The 16419-nt window shown below is 74.8% G+C and carries 16 protein-coding genes; 9 read left to right on the top strand and 7 right to left on the bottom strand.

Annotated features, from left to right (window positions below; translation table 11 throughout):
* Positions 1-8: 8 nt before the first annotated feature.
* Positions 9-644, bottom strand: coding sequence for a TetR/AcrR family transcriptional regulator (locus ACZ4D5_RS16155; RefSeq protein ID WP_467772992.1), 636 nt, complete (start codon positions 642-644; stop codon positions 9-11).
* Positions 645-907: 263 nt separating this feature from the next.
* On the opposite strand from ACZ4D5_RS16155, the gene ACZ4D5_RS16150 reads away from it, so the two are divergent.
* Positions 908-1153, top strand: a complete 246-nt coding sequence (locus ACZ4D5_RS16150) for a DUF2630 family protein (protein WP_467772991.1) — start codon at positions 908-910, stop codon at positions 1151-1153.
* A gap of 27 nt (positions 1154-1180) precedes the next feature.
* Positions 1181-1609: a (4Fe-4S)-binding protein gene (locus ACZ4D5_RS16145; RefSeq protein ID WP_467772990.1), complete on the top strand. Its 429-nt coding sequence runs from the start codon at positions 1181-1183 to the stop codon at positions 1607-1609.
* A gap of 4 nt (positions 1610-1613) precedes the next feature.
* Here ACZ4D5_RS16145 and ACZ4D5_RS16140 read toward each other — a convergent pair whose 3' ends face one another.
* From ACZ4D5_RS16140 to ACZ4D5_RS16130, 3 genes are all read right to left on the bottom strand, one after another.
* Positions 1614-2309, bottom strand: a complete 696-nt coding sequence (locus ACZ4D5_RS16140; RefSeq protein ID WP_467772989.1) for an HAD family hydrolase — start codon at positions 2307-2309, stop codon at positions 1614-1616.
* Between the two features lie 33 nt (positions 2310-2342).
* On the bottom strand, positions 2343-3029 hold the full coding sequence (locus ACZ4D5_RS16135) for a phosphatase PAP2 family protein (protein WP_467772988.1): 687 nt from the start codon (positions 3027-3029) through the stop codon (positions 2343-2345).
* Between the two features lie 62 nt (positions 3030-3091).
* The gene (locus ACZ4D5_RS16130) at positions 3092-4027 is read right to left on the bottom strand and encodes a M56 family metallopeptidase (RefSeq protein ID WP_467772987.1); all 936 of its coding nucleotides are present in this window, start codon (positions 4025-4027) and stop codon (positions 3092-3094) included.
* Between the two features lie 166 nt (positions 4028-4193).
* Here ACZ4D5_RS16130 and ACZ4D5_RS16125 point away from each other — a divergent pair, with 166 nt between their 5' ends.
* On the top strand, positions 4194-4835 hold the full coding sequence (locus tag ACZ4D5_RS16125) for an HAD family hydrolase (RefSeq protein ID WP_467772986.1): 642 nt from the start codon (positions 4194-4196) through the stop codon (positions 4833-4835).
* A 79-nt stretch (positions 4836-4914) separates the two neighbouring features.
* On the opposite strand, the gene ACZ4D5_RS16120 is transcribed toward ACZ4D5_RS16125, so the two are convergent.
* Positions 4915-5469 carry a DUF5134 domain-containing protein gene (locus tag ACZ4D5_RS16120; RefSeq protein WP_467772985.1) on the bottom strand — a complete coding sequence of 185 codons (555 nt, stop codon included), beginning with the start codon at positions 5467-5469 and terminating at the stop codon, positions 4915-4917.
* A gap of 166 nt (positions 5470-5635) precedes the next feature.
* Here ACZ4D5_RS16120 and ACZ4D5_RS16115 point away from each other — a divergent pair, with 166 nt between their 5' ends.
* Both ACZ4D5_RS16115 and ACZ4D5_RS16110 read left to right on the top strand, forming a co-directional pair.
* Complete coding sequence (locus ACZ4D5_RS16115; protein WP_467772984.1) at positions 5636-7351, top strand: FUSC family protein; 1716 nt, start codon at positions 5636-5638, stop codon at positions 7349-7351.
* Complete coding sequence (locus ACZ4D5_RS16110; protein WP_467772983.1) at positions 7348-7884, top strand: MarR family winged helix-turn-helix transcriptional regulator; 537 nt, start codon at positions 7348-7350, stop codon at positions 7882-7884. Before ACZ4D5_RS16115 ends, ACZ4D5_RS16110 begins: the two co-directional genes overlap by 4 nt.
* 45 nt (positions 7885-7929) lie before the next feature.
* Here ACZ4D5_RS16110 and ACZ4D5_RS16105 read toward each other — a convergent pair whose 3' ends face one another.
* Entirely contained in the window at positions 7930-8688 is a 759-nt protein-coding gene (locus tag ACZ4D5_RS16105; protein WP_467772982.1) for a FadR/GntR family transcriptional regulator, read from the bottom strand.
* A 185-nt stretch (positions 8689-8873) separates the two neighbouring features.
* Between ACZ4D5_RS16105 and ACZ4D5_RS16100 the strand changes: the two genes are divergently transcribed.
* The 4 genes from ACZ4D5_RS16100 (at position 8874) to ACZ4D5_RS16085 (ending at position 15006) form a co-directional block, all read left to right on the top strand.
* The gene (locus tag ACZ4D5_RS16100) at positions 8874-10088 is read left to right on the top strand and encodes a M20 family metallopeptidase (RefSeq protein ID WP_467772981.1); all 1215 of its coding nucleotides are present in this window, start codon (positions 8874-8876) and stop codon (positions 10086-10088) included.
* Positions 10085-11521 carry an aldehyde dehydrogenase family protein gene (locus tag ACZ4D5_RS16095; RefSeq protein ID WP_467772980.1) on the top strand — a complete coding sequence of 479 codons (1437 nt, stop codon included), beginning with the start codon at positions 10085-10087 and terminating at the stop codon, positions 11519-11521. The genes ACZ4D5_RS16100 and ACZ4D5_RS16095 overlap by 4 nt, the downstream gene beginning before the upstream one ends.
* Positions 11522-11588: 67 nt before the next feature.
* Positions 11589-12605 (top strand): SDR family NAD(P)-dependent oxidoreductase, encoded by a 1017-nt coding sequence (locus tag ACZ4D5_RS16090; protein WP_467772979.1) that lies wholly within the window; start codon positions 11589-11591, stop codon positions 12603-12605.
* Positions 12606-12684: 79 nt separating this feature from the next.
* The gene (locus tag ACZ4D5_RS16085) at positions 12685-15006 is read left to right on the top strand and encodes a penicillin acylase family protein (RefSeq protein WP_467772978.1); all 2322 of its coding nucleotides are present in this window, start codon (positions 12685-12687) and stop codon (positions 15004-15006) included.
* Here ACZ4D5_RS16085 and ACZ4D5_RS16080 read toward each other — a convergent pair.
* Positions 14981-16327: an NAD(P)/FAD-dependent oxidoreductase gene (locus ACZ4D5_RS16080; RefSeq protein ID WP_467772977.1), complete on the bottom strand. Its 1347-nt coding sequence runs from the start codon at positions 16325-16327 to the stop codon at positions 14981-14983. The genes ACZ4D5_RS16085 and ACZ4D5_RS16080 overlap by 26 nt on opposite strands.
* Positions 16328-16419: the final 92 nt, after the last annotated feature.

Raw genomic sequence — 16419 nt, 5'->3', positions numbered from 1 at the left:
CTGATCCGCTACTCCGGCTGATCGGTGAGAAACGTTCCGCCGGGCGGCGTGCCGCTCGGCGGGACACCGAGCTCCCAGTCCAGGTCGTACCGCTGGAAGAGCTCGGCCCGCAGCGCCACCAGCGGCATCGGCGCCCCCGGGATGAGCAGCGCGAAGACCGCGCCCATCAGGAGCGCCCGCAGCAGCGGATAGTCCCGGTCGACGTCCGCGGTGCCGTGGCGCACGACGGTGTCGCGCAGCAGCTCGGCCAGGCGCTGCTGCTCGGGGCACTGCACGAAGCCCTCCGCCTGCAGGATTCCCGCCATGTGCGTGCGCATCAGGAGCGGCTCGTCGCGGGCCAGGCCCAGGATCGCGTCGATGGCCCGCGCCAGCCGCTCGCGCCCGTCATCGGTGCGCGGCTCCCGTTCGAGCGCCGCCTCCAGCGTCCGGTTCATCAGCCGGTGTACCGCCGACTGCAGCAGCTGGCGCTTGCCGGGGAAGTAGTACGACACCAGGCCGCGGGCCGCGCCGGCCCGGTCCGCGATGTCGCCGAGCGTCGTGGCCTCGTACCCGCGCTCGCCGACCAGCTCCACCGTGGCCTGCAGCAGCCGTTCCCGGGAACGCCTGCGCAGCTCTTCGTTGACCGACGGGCTACGCGGGGACATCCTGTAACTCCTGCGTTGACTGGCTCCGAGCCAATATACTCAGCGCGTCCCGGACCGGAGTGCCGTACGCGCTCTCGTGCGAGCTGTCGCACGAGATTTCGTGCGAGCTCACGCACGGGCCGGGGCGGCCTGCGAGCAGGCAACACCGCGGGGGAGTGTTGCCTGCTCACAGGCGGTTGCGCGGAACACGGCCGCCCTCGCTCTCCTCGCCGATCCGGCCCGCCCTCCTTACAGTGGGCCGGGGGCCGAGGAGGCTGACTGACATGGACCAACAGCAGATCCTGTCCCGGATCACGGCCATGGTCGAGGACGAGAAGAAGCTGCGCGACTCCCTCGCGGCCGGGCGGATCGACGGGCCCACGGAGCGCGAACGGCTCGGTGTCCTGGAGCGCGAGCTCGACCAGTGCTGGGACCTGCTGCGGCAGCGGCGCGCCAAGGCCGAGTTCGGCGAGGACCCCGACGACGCGGCGGTGCGGCCGTCCGTGCAGGTCGAGGGGTACCAGTCGTGACCGCGGCGCCGGCTCGGTGAGCCCGCCGTGGCAGCCGAGCGGGGCAGGCCGTACCGGGGCGCCGTCATCACCGTCACCTTCGACGCGGGGCGCTGCATCCACGCCGCCGAGTGCGTGCGCGGGCTTCCACAGGTCTTCGACACGGGCAGGCGCCCCTGGATCCAGCCGGACGCGGCGCCCGCCGACGAGGTCGCCGAGGTGGTCAGGCGCTGCCCCTCCGGCGCGCTCCAGTACCGGCTGGTCGACGGCACCACCGAGGCGCCGCCGCCACAGACCACCGTGGAGCGGCTCGCGGACGGCAGGATCGTGATGCGGGGAGCCCTGCGAGTCGCCGCCGGGGACGCAGAGGCCTCGTACGAGACCAGGGTGACGCTGTGCGGCTGCGGGCGCAGCGGAAACCAGCCGTACTGCGACCACACGGGCCCCTGTGGCCCGAAGGGCCCGGAGGAGGGCTGAGCCCTCACCCCACGAGGTCGAGCACCGGGCGCAGGGCGTCCGGGCGCCCGTCGGCCGGCAGGTGCTCGACGAAGTGCACCGCGCACCCCAGACCGGCCGCGCCGCCGTCGGCCCGCCGGTCGTCGCCCACCATCAGGACGTCGCGCGGATCGGCCCCGAGCGCGTCGCAGGCCAGGGCGAACAGGCGCGGGTCGGGCTTCTGGATCCCGTGCTCGTACGACAGGACGTACGCGTCGACGTACGGGTCGAGGCCGTGCGCGCGGAAGACGGGCCGCAGGTCCCACCCGATGTTGCTGACCACCCCGACGCCGACGCCCCGCTCGCGCAGACCGGCCAGGACCTCCGCCGTGTCGCCGTAGGGGCGCCACGCCGCGGGCGCCATGTGGCGTGCGTACAGGGCGTCGTACAGCCGGGGGTCGGGCAGCGGCACCTCGCGGGCGAGGCCCGTGAACGCGGCGCGGTGCAGCTCGGCGCTCTCGTCGCGGACCGCCCAGTGCGCGGCCAGGTGCTCGGGGACGGTGACGGGCGAGGCCCCGCCGGGGAGCGCGCCCGCCCGCTCCAGCGCCTCGGCGGTGCGCTTCAACTCCGCTTCCGGCAAGGAGACGTCAAGGTCGCCGAGCACGGCCCGCAGCCATGCCTCGGTCGGTTCGACGCGGAAGAGGGTTCCGGAGAAGTCGAAGAGCACGCCCTTGATCGTCATGCCCAGGATCCTCCGGGACCGGCCGATGCGCGGTCAAGTGCCGCCCGTGGTGCGCCTGCCGGGCCCGTACGCGTACGTCGCGACGGCGAGGGCCACCGTCACGGCGCCCAGGAGCCAGCCGCCGAGGACGTCGGAGGGCCAGTGCACGCCCAGCCAGATCCGGGTCAGGCCCACCCCCACGACGGAGACCGCGGCGAGGGCCAGGGCCGTGCGCCACAGGGCGGGGCCCGCGCCGTGGGAGCGCAGCAGCCACAGGAGCAGACCGCAGACGACCGTCGCCGTCATCGCGTGGCCCGAGGGAAACGCCGCGTAGTGCGCGGAGTCCACGGGGTCGGGCCAGGCCGGCCGCGGCCGGTCCACGGCGGCCTTGAGCGACTGCTGCACCACCGAGCCCAGCGCGGAGGCGCCCGCGAGCCAGAGCGCGAGCCACCACGCGCCGCGCACCGCGAGCCAGATCACCGCCACGGCGCACAGCGCCCGCATCGTCCAGGGGTCCCACACCCAGTCGGAGAGGACGCGGCTTGCCTGTGTGGCGTCCGGGTCGTCGACCGCCCAGCGGTGGGTGGTGCGCGCGATGTCGCCGTCGAGGGAGAGCAGAGGGCTCCACTCCAGCTCGACCAGGAGGAGCAGCAGGATCGACGGCACGCACAGGACCGCGGCGGCGAGCGCGGCCCGGGAGCCGGGCGGACGGGGCGGGCACTGAAGGGGCGCGGGGTGCATGGAGTGATCCTCGCCGACGGGACGGGGGTGGGGCCATCCCGGGCGCGCCGCGCGCGTATGGGCTAGCCCAGCGCGCGCAGCCCCGGGACGAAGGTGACCAGGACGGGGATGACCGGTACGAGCGCGGCGGTCGCCGTCAGCCGCAGCCGGCGCCCCGCGGTCAGGCGCGGTCGGGCCGCGAGCAGCCGGTGCACGCGCTGCGGGACGTGCGCCTGCGGGGTCGGGCAGGGGCCGAACACGCCGCGGGCCTCGTTGAGTTCGACCAGGGCGAGGGCGATCGTCAGACGGCCGAAGCGGCGCGAGGCGACGTCGTCGGCGGCGAGCTCCACCAGGCGGTGCATCTCGTCACGGAACGCCGCGAACACCCGCACCTGCGGAAAACCGGTCGCCAGCGCGCCCGAGCAGTGCAGCAGCCAGTCGTGCCGCGCCTGCGCGTGGCCCTGCTCGTGCGCGAGCACGGCGTCGAGCTGACGGCCCTTCAGGCGGCGCAACGCAGCCGTGGTGATGACCAGTTGGGGTGCCTGGCCCGGCAGCCACCAGGCGTCGGGGCGCTCGCCCTCCAGGACGACCAGGCGGTCGGCGCCCGGCTCCTCGCCCGGCAACAGCGGGGCGCGCACGAGGAGTTCGGCCCGCCGTGCGGCCCGCCGGGTGCGCGCCCGGGCGATCTCCCTGGTCAGCATCGCGGCGGTCCACACGCCGCCGCAGGCCAGCGTCACGGCGGTGGCGGCGGCCCAGGGGCCCGGCGCCTGCAGGGCGTACGCCTCGACGACGGCGTGCGGGGCGGGTGCGAAGAGATGGCCGCGCACGGCCTGCCACGCGGCGGCGGCGCTCAGCGTCATGGAGAGCGCGCAGCAGAGCAGGACTCCCGCCACCACGCACTGCCACGCCCACAGCGCGACCACGGGTTCGCGCTCCGGCCAGTCGGCCCGTGCGAGCATCCGGGGGGCGACGAGGGCTGTCAGGGCGCCCAGCAGCAACAGCGCGACGGGGACCATCATGGCGCCCAGCCTATGAGGGGCGGGCTGCCGGAGGGTATGGGCTGTCACCTCAAGTGACGGACGCCACGGCCGACGAGGGGATGTGTCCCCTCGGCCGACACGGGTGCGTTTCCCGTACGGGTGACGACCGCCGGTCGGGCCCGCGCGACGCAGTAGCGTGCTGACGATGATCGAGACCATCGTGTTCGACGTGGGGGAGACCCTCACCAAAGACGACCGCTACTGGGCCGCCTGGGCGGACTGGCTGCAGGTCCCGCGGCACACCGTCTCCGCGCTGGTCGGCGCCGTCGTCGCGCGGGGCGGGGACGGCGCCGACGCCCTGCGGCTCATCAGCCCGGACATGGACGTCGCGTCGGCGTACCACGCGCGCGAGGCGGCGGGCCGCGGCGAGCACCTCGACGAGACCGACCTCTACCCCGACGTGCGGCCCGCCCTCGGCAGCCTGCGGCGGAACGGCGTGCGCGTCATCGTCGCGGGCAACCAGACCGCCCGCGCCGGCGAACTGCTGCGCAACCTCGACCTGCCCGCCGACCTGGTGGTCACCTCGGGCGACTGGGGCGTGGCGAAGCCGGACCCCGCCTTCTTCGCCCGCGTCCTCGAAGTGGCCCAGGCGGGCCCCGCCGAGACGCTCTACGTGGGCGACCACCCCGCCCACGACGTCTTCCCCGCGCACCAGGCGGGCCTGCGCACCGCGCACATCCGCCGCGGCCCGTGGGGCCACTTCTGGGCGGACGACCAGGCGGTGCTGGACGCGGCGGACTGGCAGATCGACGGCCTGATCGCACTGCCCGCGCTGATCGGCCACTGAGCCTTCGACTCCGGCGGGGCGGTCGCCGAGTCTTCGCCGCCGGGTGCGCGCGGGTCCGACCCGGGGGCAACTCCCGCCCCTACAGCGTCAACAGCATCGCCAGCATCCCGATCCCCATCGACACCCGGCAGGCCAGGGCGACTTCGGGGCGGTCGCCCCAGCCCGGTACGGCTGGGCCGGCCGTGGCCGGCGCGGCCGTCCGAGGGGCCAGGCGGGCGCCCGCCCACAGGACGTAACCGGCGAAGTAGGCAAGGAGCGCGCCGGTCAGGGGCGGACTGCCCGCGCCCCCGTGCCCCGCGTGTGCGCCGGGGGCCGTGAGCATCGCCACCGACATGTAGACCATGGCGAACGCGCCGATCAGGTGGTGGAGGTGGTGGCGGTCCGTGCGGGCCGCCCAGACGGCGCGCAGCGCGGCCGTGCCGAACACCGCGGCGTAGACCAGCCAGGCCCAGCGCGGCGGGGCGACCACGGCCGCGGGTACGGCCATCACCGCCATCCCGAACCCCATGAGCGCGTCGCCGCCGGCCGTGCGGCGCTGTTCCTCGATCGTGCTGCGCATCCTCAGCAGGCAGTAGGCCCCGGCCGCCGCGCACAGCGCGACGAGCAGCCAGGCGGCCTGCGCCGGTCCGTGCACCGCGCACCTCCCCCTGTCGACGGTGTCGTCGGGTCGATGCCCGGGCCCGCGATGGCGTACGCGAGCGCACGGGGGTGCACGGGGAGCACGGGGGAGCGGTGGCCGCTGGAAAGCATTGATCTTTTCCAAGTGTTTTGTAAGTAAATTACTTGCTAACCTTCCCGGTATGAGCAGCGCACCGCCGTCCCCGTCCCCCCGCCCCGTCCGCGTCCGCCGACTCCCGCTCGCCGGCGTGCTGCGCCCGGGCAAGCCGTCCGACATCTGGTTCAAGCCCGCGTCCAGCGTGGTCGTGGCCACCGCGATACCGAACCTGACGCTGCTCGCCCTCGGGCGGCTCGACCTCGTGATGTACACGATGGCCGGATCGTTCTGCGCCCTGTACGCCCACAACCTCCCCTACGCCGCCAGGGCCCGTGCCCTGGCCTGGGTCGTCGCCGGGATGACCGCGAGCATCGCCGTCGCGCTGGTCACCGCCTCGCTCACCGGCTCCGCCGTCGTCCTCGTCGCGGTCGGTTCGGTGCTCGCCGCCGCGCAGAAGACGCTCTGCGACGCCACCCGCATCGGGCCGCCCGGCCATCTGATCTTCACCTTCATCAGCTCCGCGAGCCTCTTCGCCCCGCAGAGCCTCGGGCAGGTCCCCGGCCACGTCGCGCTCACCGTCGCGGGCGGTGCCGTCGCCTGGCTGGTCGGCATGGCCCCCGCGCTGGTGCGGCCGCACGGGCCCGAGCGCCGCGCCACCGGGCGCGCCCTCCGGGCCGCCGCCGCGTACGCCGAGATCCAGGCGGCCCAGGACTCCGGGCCCGCCGCGGAGAAGGCCCGCGCCGCCGCTGCCGGAGCCGTGCACGCCGCCTGGCAGTCCCTGCTCGCCACCGGTGGCCGCGGCGCCGCGGCCCGGCGCGCCCTGGCCCGCCTCGTCGTCCGCGCCGAGGAGGCCCTCGCCGCGCCCGCCGCCGCGGACCCCGCGACCCTGCGCTCCTGGGCGGCGGGGCTGCGCGGCACGGGTGCCGTCCCGCGCCCCGGCGACGTACGCCCCGGCGAGGAGGACGAACTCCTCGGCGTGGACGCCGAACTCGCCGGGCCCGGGGTGTCGCTGTGGCGGCGCGTCGCCCCCGGCTCCCCGCTGCTGCCCATCGCGCTGCGCACCGCCGTCGGCTGTGCCCTCGCCGGATACGCCTCGCTCGCGCTCGGCATCGGCCGCCCCTACTGGGCGCTGGTCACCGCGGCCTCCCTCTACCAGGCCAACGTCACACTCACCTGGAACCGCGGCGTGCAGCGCGTGGTCGGCAACCTCGTCGGGGTGCTCGCCTTCGCCGCCATCGCGCCGTTCGCGCACCTCGGCCACGCCGAGCTCATCGTCAGCTGCCTGGCCCTCGCCTTCGGCGCGGAGGCGCTGATCAGCAGGAACTACTGGCTGGGCAGCTTGTGCGTGACGCCTATGGCGCTGCTCGTCACCGAGTTCGCGCGGTTCCAGCAGCCCGGCGAACTGATCGTCGAACGCGTCGTGGACACCCTCGTGGGCGCCGCGCTCGGCGTCGCCGCCGCCGTACTCGTCACCAACCGGCGCGCCGGTGACCGGATCGAGCGCGCCATCGAGGCCGCCGACCGCGCCAGGGAGCGCGCCGAGGCCGCCCTCTCCGGGGCGGGCGCGGTCGATCCGGCGGGGCGCGGGCTCGCCGCCGCCCTCGTCGATCTGCGCGACGCGGCCGACGCCGCCGCCGGGGAATGGTGGCAGCGCGCCCTGCCCGAGCAGCGGGTGGTCGACGCCGAGCGCGCCGGACACCGTACGCTCGCGGCGACGGTCCGACGACGGAGCGGTGAGAACGGACAGGGGACGCGGGCCCGCGCGGGAGCCGCCGACGCCTGGGAGGGCGCACGAGCATGACACGAGAGAACGGTCCGGTGGCGGGCCGCGGTGGGGACACCGTGGCCGCGGTGGTGCGGCAGTGGCAGACGGTGCGCCCCGACATCGACACCGGGCCGATGGAGGTGATCGGCCGCATCAACCGCTGCGCGGCCCTCCTCCAGCAGGCCGAGGACGCCCCGCTGCGCCGGGTGGGCCTGACCCGCGCGGAGTTCGACCTGCTCGGCGCGTTGCGCCGCACCGGGCACGAGCTGACGCCGGGGGAGCTGGCCCGCGAGACGTTCTCCTCCGGGGCCGCGGTCACCAAGCGGCTCAAACAGCTCCAGGAGCGGGAGCTGGTCGACCGCCGGGCCGACGCCCGGGACCGCCGCGTCGCGCACGTCCGGCTCACGGACGCCGGGCGCGACCTGGTCGACACGGTCCTGCCGGAGCAGCTCGCGTACGAGACGGTCGTCCTGTCCGTGCTCGACGGCGACGGACAGGGGCAACTGAGCGGCCTTCTGGGGGAGTTGCTGGCCCAGTTGGAGGGCCGGCTCGGGGTGCGCAGGGGCTGAGGGGGCCCAGCGGGGACGTCGGCGAGGGGTGGCCGGGGAGCGGTGTCAGTCGTCCGCCGCCGTCGCTGCCGGCAACTCCCGCGCCTCCGGCTCCACATGCTCCGCGTAGTACGCGTGCGGCGCCGTCCGGCCGAGGCGGGCCGCCTCCGTGGCGTCGCCCGCCTCGACGGCGGCGAGCAGCTCGCGGTGGTGGGCGATCGAACGCTTCATCCAGGGGGTCGGGTCCGTCGCCCCCGCGATCTTCTTCTCGATGACCTCGACGACCGCCTCGTGCACGGCGCGGGCGCACAGGCACAGGAGGGAGTTGCGGCTCGCCTCCGCCACGGCGCGGTGGAACAGCGCGTCGGCCTCGCCGAAGGCGTGCGACCCCGCGGGCGAGGCGGCGAGCTCCTCCATGCGGGCGATCCGCTCCCGCATCCGTGCCAGGTCCTCCCGCGTGCGCAGCCGCGCCGCCAGGCGGTTGCTCTCCGCGTCCAACACCATCCGGAACCGCACCAGTTCACCGAGCGAGGCGACATGGGAGCGGGTGAGGCGGCCCAGCGCCTGGCTGAGCTGGTCCGGTGAGACGCCGAGCACCTCGGCGCCGAGCGGGTCGCCGGGGCGCGACCTGATCAGGCCCGCCGACTGGAGCACGCGCAGCGCCTCGCGGACCGTGGAGCGTCCGACACCGAACCGCCCGACGAGGTCGCGCTCGGCGGGAAGCCGTGCCCCCGGCGGGAGTTCACCGCTGAGGATCCGCTCCTCGATCTGCTCCGCCACCCGCTGGTAGGCGCGCACGGGCCGGAAGAGGTCGTCGGTGGCCATCGCCCCTCCACGGTGCGCGGTCGACACGGGCCGACCAAGATCTGATGGTTGACCCGGGCTGAACGTGGCGGCAGAGTACGGGAATTCAACTGGTCTGACCAGCTGACCGGTCGACCTGCCCAGGGGGCGTCCCGGCGGCGTCGGCGGTCGACGCGCCGACCAGCCGGACGACTTGGAGGTTCTCCATGGCCACCGCACCCCCGACCGCCCCCGTCGTCGACACCGAAGCCGCCATCGCCCTCACCCGGGCCCTGGTGCGGCTGCGCACCGTCAATGCCGAGGGCGCCACCGAGGTCGAGCAGCCCGCGGCCCTCCTCGTCCAGCGCCTCTTCGACGACTTCGGCTGGGCGTACGAGGTCGTGGAGGTCGCCCCGGGGCGGCCCAACACCGTCGCCGTCGTCGAGGGCGGCGGAGGCGACGGACCCACCCTGATGTTCGAGGGGCACATCGACGTCGTCACCGAGGGCGATGCCGCCGACTGGAGCGTCGACCCGTACGGCGCCGAGATCCGCGACGGAAAGCTGTGGGGGCGCGGCGCCGCCGACATGAAGTCCGGTGTGGCGGCCATGATCTACGCGGTGCGGGCCCTGCAGCTCGCGGGCCCCTTCCCCGGCCGGATCGTCGTCGGCGTGCTGTGCGACGAGGAAGGGCTGATGCTCGGCGCGAAGGCGTTCGCCGCGTCGCCGCTCGCGCGCGCCGTGGACGGTGTCATCGTGTGCGAGCCCGAGGGGTACGAGGTGTGTGCCTGCGCCCGCGGCGGCATCCGGCTCCGGATCGACCTGCACGGCGTGATGGCGCACGGCGCGATGCCGCAGGAGGCCAGGAGCCCCATCGCGGCGGGCGCGCGCGTCGTCGAGGCGCTCGGCGGCGTCCAGGAGTGGGCCGAGGGGCACTACGGCACGCATCCGTACGCGGGCCACGTCACCGTCACGCCGACCGTGCTGCTCGGCGGCGACCCCGACCAGCTCAACGTCATCCCGGCGCACGCCGTCGTCGGCGTCGACGTCCGCACCGTCCCCGGTGTCGACCACGCCGAACTCATCGACCGCGTAAGGAAGTCGGCCGAGGGAGCCGCCGCCGCGTTCGGCGTGGACGTCGACCTGACCGTGGTCGACGACCGGCCCGCCGTCGAGCTCGCCGAGAACCACCCCGTGGTGACCGCCCTGGTCGAAGGGCACCGCCAAGTACACGGCGAAGCACCGGCGTTCGGTGCCGTGCCGGGCACCACGGACGGCACGATCCTCACCCGCGACGCGGGTCTCGCCACCGTCGTCTACGGCCCCGGCGGCAAGTGGATCGCCCATCAGAAGGACGAGTACGTCGAGGTGCGCGAGATCGGCGAGTACACCCGTGTGTACGCGGCCGCGGCCCGCGCGTTCCTCGCCGGGGGCGCCAAGTGACGTACCCCGAAGGGCTCCCGGTCGGCGACGCCTGGGTTCCGGCGCCCGCCCGACGGGCCGTCACCTTCCCCTACGACGGTAGCGAGATCGGCTCCGCCCCCGTCGGCGACGAGAGGCTCGCGCGGCGCGCCGTCGAGCACGCGGCGGGCGTCCGCAAGGAGGTGGGCGCGCTGCCCGCCCACGCGCGGCGGCGCGTGCTCGCCGAGGTCGCCCAGGCGCTCGCGGACGCGCTGCCCGGCCTGGTCGACCTCCTGGTCCTGGAGACCGGCAAGCCGCGCGTCGACTGCGAGGTCGAGATGCGGCGGGCCGTGGCCACCTGGCAGGCGGCCGCCGACGAAGTGGCCCATCTGCACGGCGAGACCGTGCCGTTGGACGTCCAGCCCGCCGGCGAGGGGCTGTTCGGGTTCTGGACCCGGCGGCCGGTCGGCGTCGTCGTCGGCATCGCGGGGTTCAACTACCCCGTCCTGCTGGCCTCCCACAAGATCGCGCCCGCACTCGCCGCGGGCTGCCCGGTGATCGTCAAGCCGGCGCCCGCGACACCGCTCGCCACGCTGCGCCTCGTCCACCTCGTCAGGGAACGTCTGGCCGCCGCGGGCGCACCGGTCGGGGCGGTCCAACTGGTCACCGGGGACGCGGAGGTGGGCCGCGCGCTCACCACGCACCCCGACGTCGCCGCGGTCTCCTTCACCGGCTCGGCGGCCGTCGGCCACCGCATCGCGCGCGACGCCGCGCCCCGCAAGGTCGTTCTGGAGCTCGGCTCCAACGCCGCGCTCGTGGTCGCGGCGGACGCGGACCTCGACGCGGCGGCGGACGCGGTGCTGCGGGGCGGGTACTACGCGTCCGGGCAGGCGTGCATCTCCGTGCAGCGGGTCGTCGCCGTCGAGGCGGTCGCCGATGCCCTGGAGAAGAAGATCGCCGAGCGGCTGCCGGAGGTGACGGTGGGCGACCCGAGGGACGCGGGCACACGGGTCTCCGCACTCATCGACGAGGCGGCCACCGAGCGGGTCGCCGACTGGGTGGAGCGGGCGTGCGCGGCGGGCGCCCGCGTGATCGCCGGGGGCACGCGCGAGGGGCGCTGCCTCGCCCCGACGCTCCTCGCGGACGTGCCGGACGGGGAACCCGCCTGGGACGAGGAGATCTTCGGCCCGGTCGTCTGCCTGCGGGCCGTGCCGGACCTGGACACGGCGTACGACGTCGTCAACGCGAGCCGCTACGGCCTGCACGCGGCGGTCTTCACCCGTGACCTGGGCGCCGCCTTCCGCGCGGTGCGGGAGCTGGAAGCGGGCGGCGTCGTGGTCAACGAGGTCCCCGGCTACCGCAGCGACATCGCCCCCTACGGCGGCGTCAAGGACTCGGGCATCGGCCGCGAGGGCCCGCGCTTCGCGATCGAGGAACTGACGGTGACGCGGATGACGGTCGTCCGCGCCGGCTGAGGCGGCGGCGCGGGCCCGTGGGACGAGGGAAAGGCAGAGGGCCGTGGAGGACGCCAGGGAGCACGCCATGAACTACGCCGACCTGTTCCGTCTGGACGGCCGCCGCGTCGCGGTGGTCGGCGGAGCGAGCGGCATCGGCCACGAAACCGTCCGGGCGCTGGTGGCCCAGGGCGCGGAGGTCGTCGTGGCGGACCGCGACGAGGAGGGCACGGCGGAGACGGTGCGGTTGGCCCGCGGCGGCGGGGCAGGGCCGACTGCCGCACGCGGACAGGGAGCCGAGGGCCCGGCACACAGCGCCCCGGACAACCCCGCGCGGCCCAGGCGGGTGTCGGGCGGCGGTGCGGTCGCGGCCCGATCCGGGGCCGGTGTTCGATCCGGGGCCGCCACCCGAGGCGAATCCGACGCGGAGGGCGGTGCCGAAGCCCTCCGTTCCTCCGAGGCCCTCTCTCCCTCCGGAGCCGCGGCGCCGGCCCGTCCCCACGGCACCGCCGTCCCCTACCTCCTCGACGTCCTCGACCCCGACGCCGTGCGGGAGGCGGCCCTTGCCTGGGGAGCGCTCGACGGGCTTGTCGTCACCGTGGGGGTCAACGTGCGCAAGCGCATCGTCGATTACGGCCTCGCCGACTTCGACCGCGTCGTCGCGCTCAATCTGCGCGCCCATCTCACGCTCCTGCAGGCCGTCGCCCCCGGCATGGCCGCGCGCGGCCGTGGCAGTGTCGTCGGGTTCGCGTCCATGCGGGCCTTCCAGGTCGAGCCGGGGCAGAGCGTGTACGCCGCGTCGAAGGCCGGGCTCATCCAGCTGCTGCGGACGGCCGCCGCCGAGTGGGGCCCGCACGGGGTGCGGTTCAACGCCGTCGCGCCCGGCGTCGTCCGCACCCCGCTGACCGACCAGATCGCCGCCGACCCGGCCTGGTACGAGGCGTACGCCCAGGCCTCCGCGCTGAAACGGTGGGCGCGGCCCGAGGAGATCGCCGGCGCCGTCGCCTACCTCGTCTCCGACGCGGCCACCTACGTCACCGGCAGTGTGCTCACCGTCGACGGCGGCTGGACCGCGGTCGACGGGCGGTACGACCCGACCGTGTGATGCCCCGCCCCGGCGCCATCGGCGACCGTCAACACGCGTATGTACAAGGCAAGTTCAACCCGTGAGCGAAGGAGACACGATGAGCGGGTCCTCTGAAGCGGTGGACTTCGACGTGCCCGGGCTCGCCGAGCCCGTGGAGATCCTGATCGACCGGTGGGGCGTCCCCCACCTGTACGCCGCCTCGCAGGACGACCTGTTCCTCGCCCAGGGCTTCAACGCCGCCCGCGACCGCCTCTTCCAGCTCGACCTGTGGCGCCGCCGCGGACTCGGCCTGCTCAGCGAGGTGTGGGGCGACGCGTACGTCGAACACGACCGTGCCGCCCGCCTGTTCCTCTACCGCGGCGACATGGCGGAGGAGTGGCAGGCCTACGGCCCCGACGCCGAGCGCGTCACGACGGCGTTCGTGAACGGCGTCAACGCCTACGTCGCCCTGTGCCGCAGGGATCCCCGCCAAAGCCCGCCGGAATTCGCCCTGTTGGGGTACGAGCCCAGCTACTGGGAGCCCTCCGACGTGGCCCGCATCCGCAGCCACGGCCTGCAGTACAACCTCCACGACGAGGTCGCCCGCGCCCTGACCCTGCGTGACCACGGCCCGGACGTCGAGGAGCTGCGCAGGCGCCGCGAACCCGCGCCCCACCGGCTGCGTGTCCCCGAAGGCCTCGACCTGTCCGTCGTCCCCGACGACGTCCTGCACGTCCACACGCTCGCGACCACCCCGCCCTGGGCGGTGGACGAGGCGCCGCGCCAGGGCCTGGACGGCTCCAACAACTGGGTGCTCGCCCCCTCCCGCACCGCCACAGGCCGCCCCCTGCTCGCCAACGACCCGCACCGCGCCGTCACCCTGCCCGCCCTGCGCTACCTCGCGCACCTCTCGGCGCCCGGCATCGACGTCATCGGGGCGGGGGAGCCCGCGCTGCCCGGCATCTCCATCGGCCACAACGGCCACATCGCGTTCGGTCTGACGATCTTCCCGATCGACCAGGAGGACCTCTACGTCTACCGCACCAACCCGGAGAATCCCTACGAGTACCGGTACCAGGACCGCTGGGAGCCGATGACCCGCGTCAGCGAGGAGATCCCGGTGCGCGGCGGTGCACCGGTCACCGCCGAGCTGTGGTTCACCCGGCACGGCCCGGTGATCCGCGAACGGCCCGAGCGGCACGCCGCGTTCGCGGTCCGCGCCGCCTGGCTCGGCCCCGGTATGGCCCCCTACCTCGGCAGCATGGACTACCTGCGGGCCCGCGACCCCGACGCCTTCGTGGCCGCGATGCGCCGCTGGGGCGCGCCCGGCGAGAACCAGGTGTACGCCGCCCCCGACGGCACCATCGGCTGGTGCCCGGCGGGCCGCGTCCCGGTGCGCCGCGGCTGGGACGGCACCCTGCCCGTGCCCGGCGACGGGCGGTACGAGTGGGACGGCTTCCTCGACGCGGGCGACCTGCCGTCGGAGCGCGACCCGGAGCGCGGCTGGCTCGCCACGGCCAACCAGATGAACCTGCCGCCCGCGTACCCGAACGACAGCAGGACGGTGACGTACGACTGGTACGCCCCCACGCGCCACGACCGCATCAGTGAGGCCCTCGCCGCGCGCGCCGACTGGACGGTCCAGGACTGTGTACGCCTCCAGACGGACCGACTCAGCCTGCCCGCACGGCACATCCAGGAGCTGCTGGCCGGCGTCGACGGCGCGGACGCCCCGGTGGACGCCGCGCTCGACCTGCTCCGCGGCTGGGACGCACGCCTGACGACGGACTCCGCGGCCGCCGCGCTCTTCGAAGTCTGGTACCGGCGGCATCTGCGCCCCGCCGTGCTGCGGCGGGCACTTGAGGGCCTGGCCCCCGAGGAGCCGCGCGCCCCAGCCCTGGCCCGTGCCCTCGCCCGCGTCCTGCCCGCCGAGGACGTCGCCGCCGACCCCCGCGTCGACCTGGCCCTGCTCGCCGAGGACCCCGACCCGGAGCTGCTGCGCGCCACGCTGGCCGCCGCCGTCGGCGAGGTCTGCGCACTTCTCGGCCCCGACCTCGAGGGCTGGGCCTGGGGCGACCTCCTGCACGCGCACCCGCACCACCCCGTCACCGCGCTGCTCGGCGACCGCCCCGCCCCGCCGTGGACGAGCGTCGGACCGGCGCCGCGCGGCGGCAGCGGGGACACGGTCGGCGCCGCCGCCTACGGTCCCGGCTTCCGGCAGACGACCGGCGCCACCTTCCGCCTGGTCGTCGACGTCGGCGCCTGGGACGGCTCCGTGGCGATGAACTCCCCCGGCCAGTCGGGGGATCCGCGCAGCCCGCACTACGCCGACCTGTTCGACGACTGGGCGGCCGACGGCGCCTTCCCGCTGCTCTACTCCCGGGAGCGGATCGAGAAGCACACCGTCCGCACCGTCACGCTGAGGCCAGCCGCTCCTTGATCTGCTCCGGCGTCAGATACGCGTCGGTCTGCTCGAAGTCCTTGAGCGTGGCCGGACGCCGTGCCTGGAACCCCGTACGCACGTAGTCGTCGCCCGCGACCGCGTTGAGCCCCCAGTTGGCGGCCGTGCGGAAGCGGGCGGTGAGCGTGCGCAGCGCCCCCAAGTGGTAGCCGCGCGCCACGACTTGGGCGGGGAGGCCGGTCAACTGCACCCCCAGCGGCTTCGACACCGCCTGGATGCCGCCGAGGTCCACGACCAGGCCCATGTCCTTGTGCCGGTAGTCGGCGAGCGGGAAGCCGCGCAGCGCCGCCACGACGTTCTTCGCGGCGGCCCAGCCCTGGCGCATGGCGTGCTGCGCGGTCGGCGGGCAGATCGCGTCGCCGCCCTTGACGACGTCCGGCACGGCCGCCGCGTCGCCGAGCGCGAAGACCCCGTCGAGCCCGGGAACCGTCAGATCGGCCCTGACCACGAGCCGCCCCCGGTTCGTCTCGGCCCCCAGCGTCGCGATGAGCGGGCTGGGCGCGACACCCGCGGTCCAGATCAGCGTGCGGCACGGCAGGACGCGGTCGTCGGTGAGCGTGACGGTGTCCTCGGTGGCCTTGGCCACGGACACGCCCAGCGAGACCTGCACGCCCCGCCGTTGCATGATCGCCATGGCCTTCTCGCCGAGCCGCTCGCCCAGCTCCGGCATCAGCTTCGGGGCGACGTCCACGAGATGCCACTTGATCAGCGAGGGGTCGAGCCCCGGATAGCGCTTGACGGCGGCACTCGTGAGCCGCTGCAGATACGCGGCCGTCTCCGTGCCCGCGTAGCCACCGCCCACCACCACGAACTGCAGCCGCTGCTCCCGCTCCTCGCGGTGCGAGCTCGCCGCGGCCAGGTCCAGCTGGGAGATGACGTGATCGCGGATCCAGGCGGCCTCGGCGAGCGTCTTGACGCCCACCGCGTACCGGTCGACGCCGGGGATGTCGAACTGCCGCGTGACACTGCCGGGCGTGAGCACCAGGTAGTCGTAACGCTCCACGACCTCCTCGCCGTTGATCTTCCGTACGATCACGGCCTTGGCCTCGGTGTCGACGCCGACGGCGCCGCCCGGCACGATCGCCGTGCGGCGCAGCATCCGGCGCAGCGGCACGGCGACCGACTGCGGCGTGAGGACCCCGGAGGCCACGTGCGGCAGCAGCGGGAGATAGAGCTGGTGGTCGGTGGGGCTGATCAGCCGTAGCTCCGCCTCGTGCGACGCGAGCTTCCTCTCCAGCTTGTGGGCGCATTCCATGCCGGCGAAACCGCCGCCGACGACGAGGATCCGGGGAGCTGCCATGGGTATCTCTCCAGGCCGTGGAAGATCTTCTGCGGACCGTACCCGGGGGCGTGTACCCCCGCATCCCGGGAGAACCACCCGTGAGCCGTATC

The organism is Streptomyces sp. NPDC025651, from assembly GCF_055558735.1.
The sequence above is the reverse complement of the archived record's forward strand: the minus strand, read 5'-3'. Positions and strand labels throughout refer to the sequence as shown.

What these genes read in the sequence shown, in the direction of transcription:
- ACZ4D5_RS16155 (WP_467772992.1), bottom strand. Translation starts at nt 644, where the DNA reads ATGTCCCCGCGTAGCCCGTCGGTCAACGAAGAGCTGCGCAGGCGTTCC.
- ACZ4D5_RS16150 (WP_467772991.1), top strand. Translation starts at nt 908, where the DNA reads ATGGACCAACAGCAGATCCTGTCCCGGATCACGGCCATGGTCGAGGAC.
- ACZ4D5_RS16140 (WP_467772989.1), bottom strand. Translation starts at nt 2,309, where the DNA reads ATGACGATCAAGGGCGTGCTCTTCGACTTCTCCGGAACCCTCTTCCGC.
- ACZ4D5_RS16135 (WP_467772988.1), bottom strand. Translation starts at nt 3,029, where the DNA reads ATGCACCCCGCGCCCCTTCAGTGCCCGCCCCGTCCGCCCGGCTCCCGG.
- ACZ4D5_RS16130 (WP_467772987.1), bottom strand. Translation starts at nt 4,027, where the DNA reads ATGATGGTCCCCGTCGCGCTGTTGCTGCTGGGCGCCCTGACAGCCCTC.
- ACZ4D5_RS16125 (WP_467772986.1), top strand. Translation starts at nt 4,194, where the DNA reads ATGATCGAGACCATCGTGTTCGACGTGGGGGAGACCCTCACCAAAGAC.
- ACZ4D5_RS16115 (WP_467772984.1), top strand. Translation starts at nt 5,636, where the DNA reads ATGAGCAGCGCACCGCCGTCCCCGTCCCCCCGCCCCGTCCGCGTCCGC.
- ACZ4D5_RS16110 (WP_467772983.1), top strand. Translation starts at nt 7,348, where the DNA reads ATGACACGAGAGAACGGTCCGGTGGCGGGCCGCGGTGGGGACACCGTG.
- ACZ4D5_RS16105 (WP_467772982.1), bottom strand. Translation starts at nt 8,688, where the DNA reads ATGGCCACCGACGACCTCTTCCGGCCCGTGCGCGCCTACCAGCGGGTG.
- ACZ4D5_RS16100 (WP_467772981.1), top strand. Translation starts at nt 8,874, where the DNA reads ATGGCCACCGCACCCCCGACCGCCCCCGTCGTCGACACCGAAGCCGCC.
- ACZ4D5_RS16090 (WP_467772979.1), top strand. Translation starts at nt 11,589, where the DNA reads ATGAACTACGCCGACCTGTTCCGTCTGGACGGCCGCCGCGTCGCGGTG.
- ACZ4D5_RS16085 (WP_467772978.1), top strand. Translation starts at nt 12,685, where the DNA reads ATGAGCGGGTCCTCTGAAGCGGTGGACTTCGACGTGCCCGGGCTCGCC.
- ACZ4D5_RS16080 (WP_467772977.1), bottom strand. Translation starts at nt 16,327, where the DNA reads ATGGCAGCTCCCCGGATCCTCGTCGTCGGCGGCGGTTTCGCCGGCATG.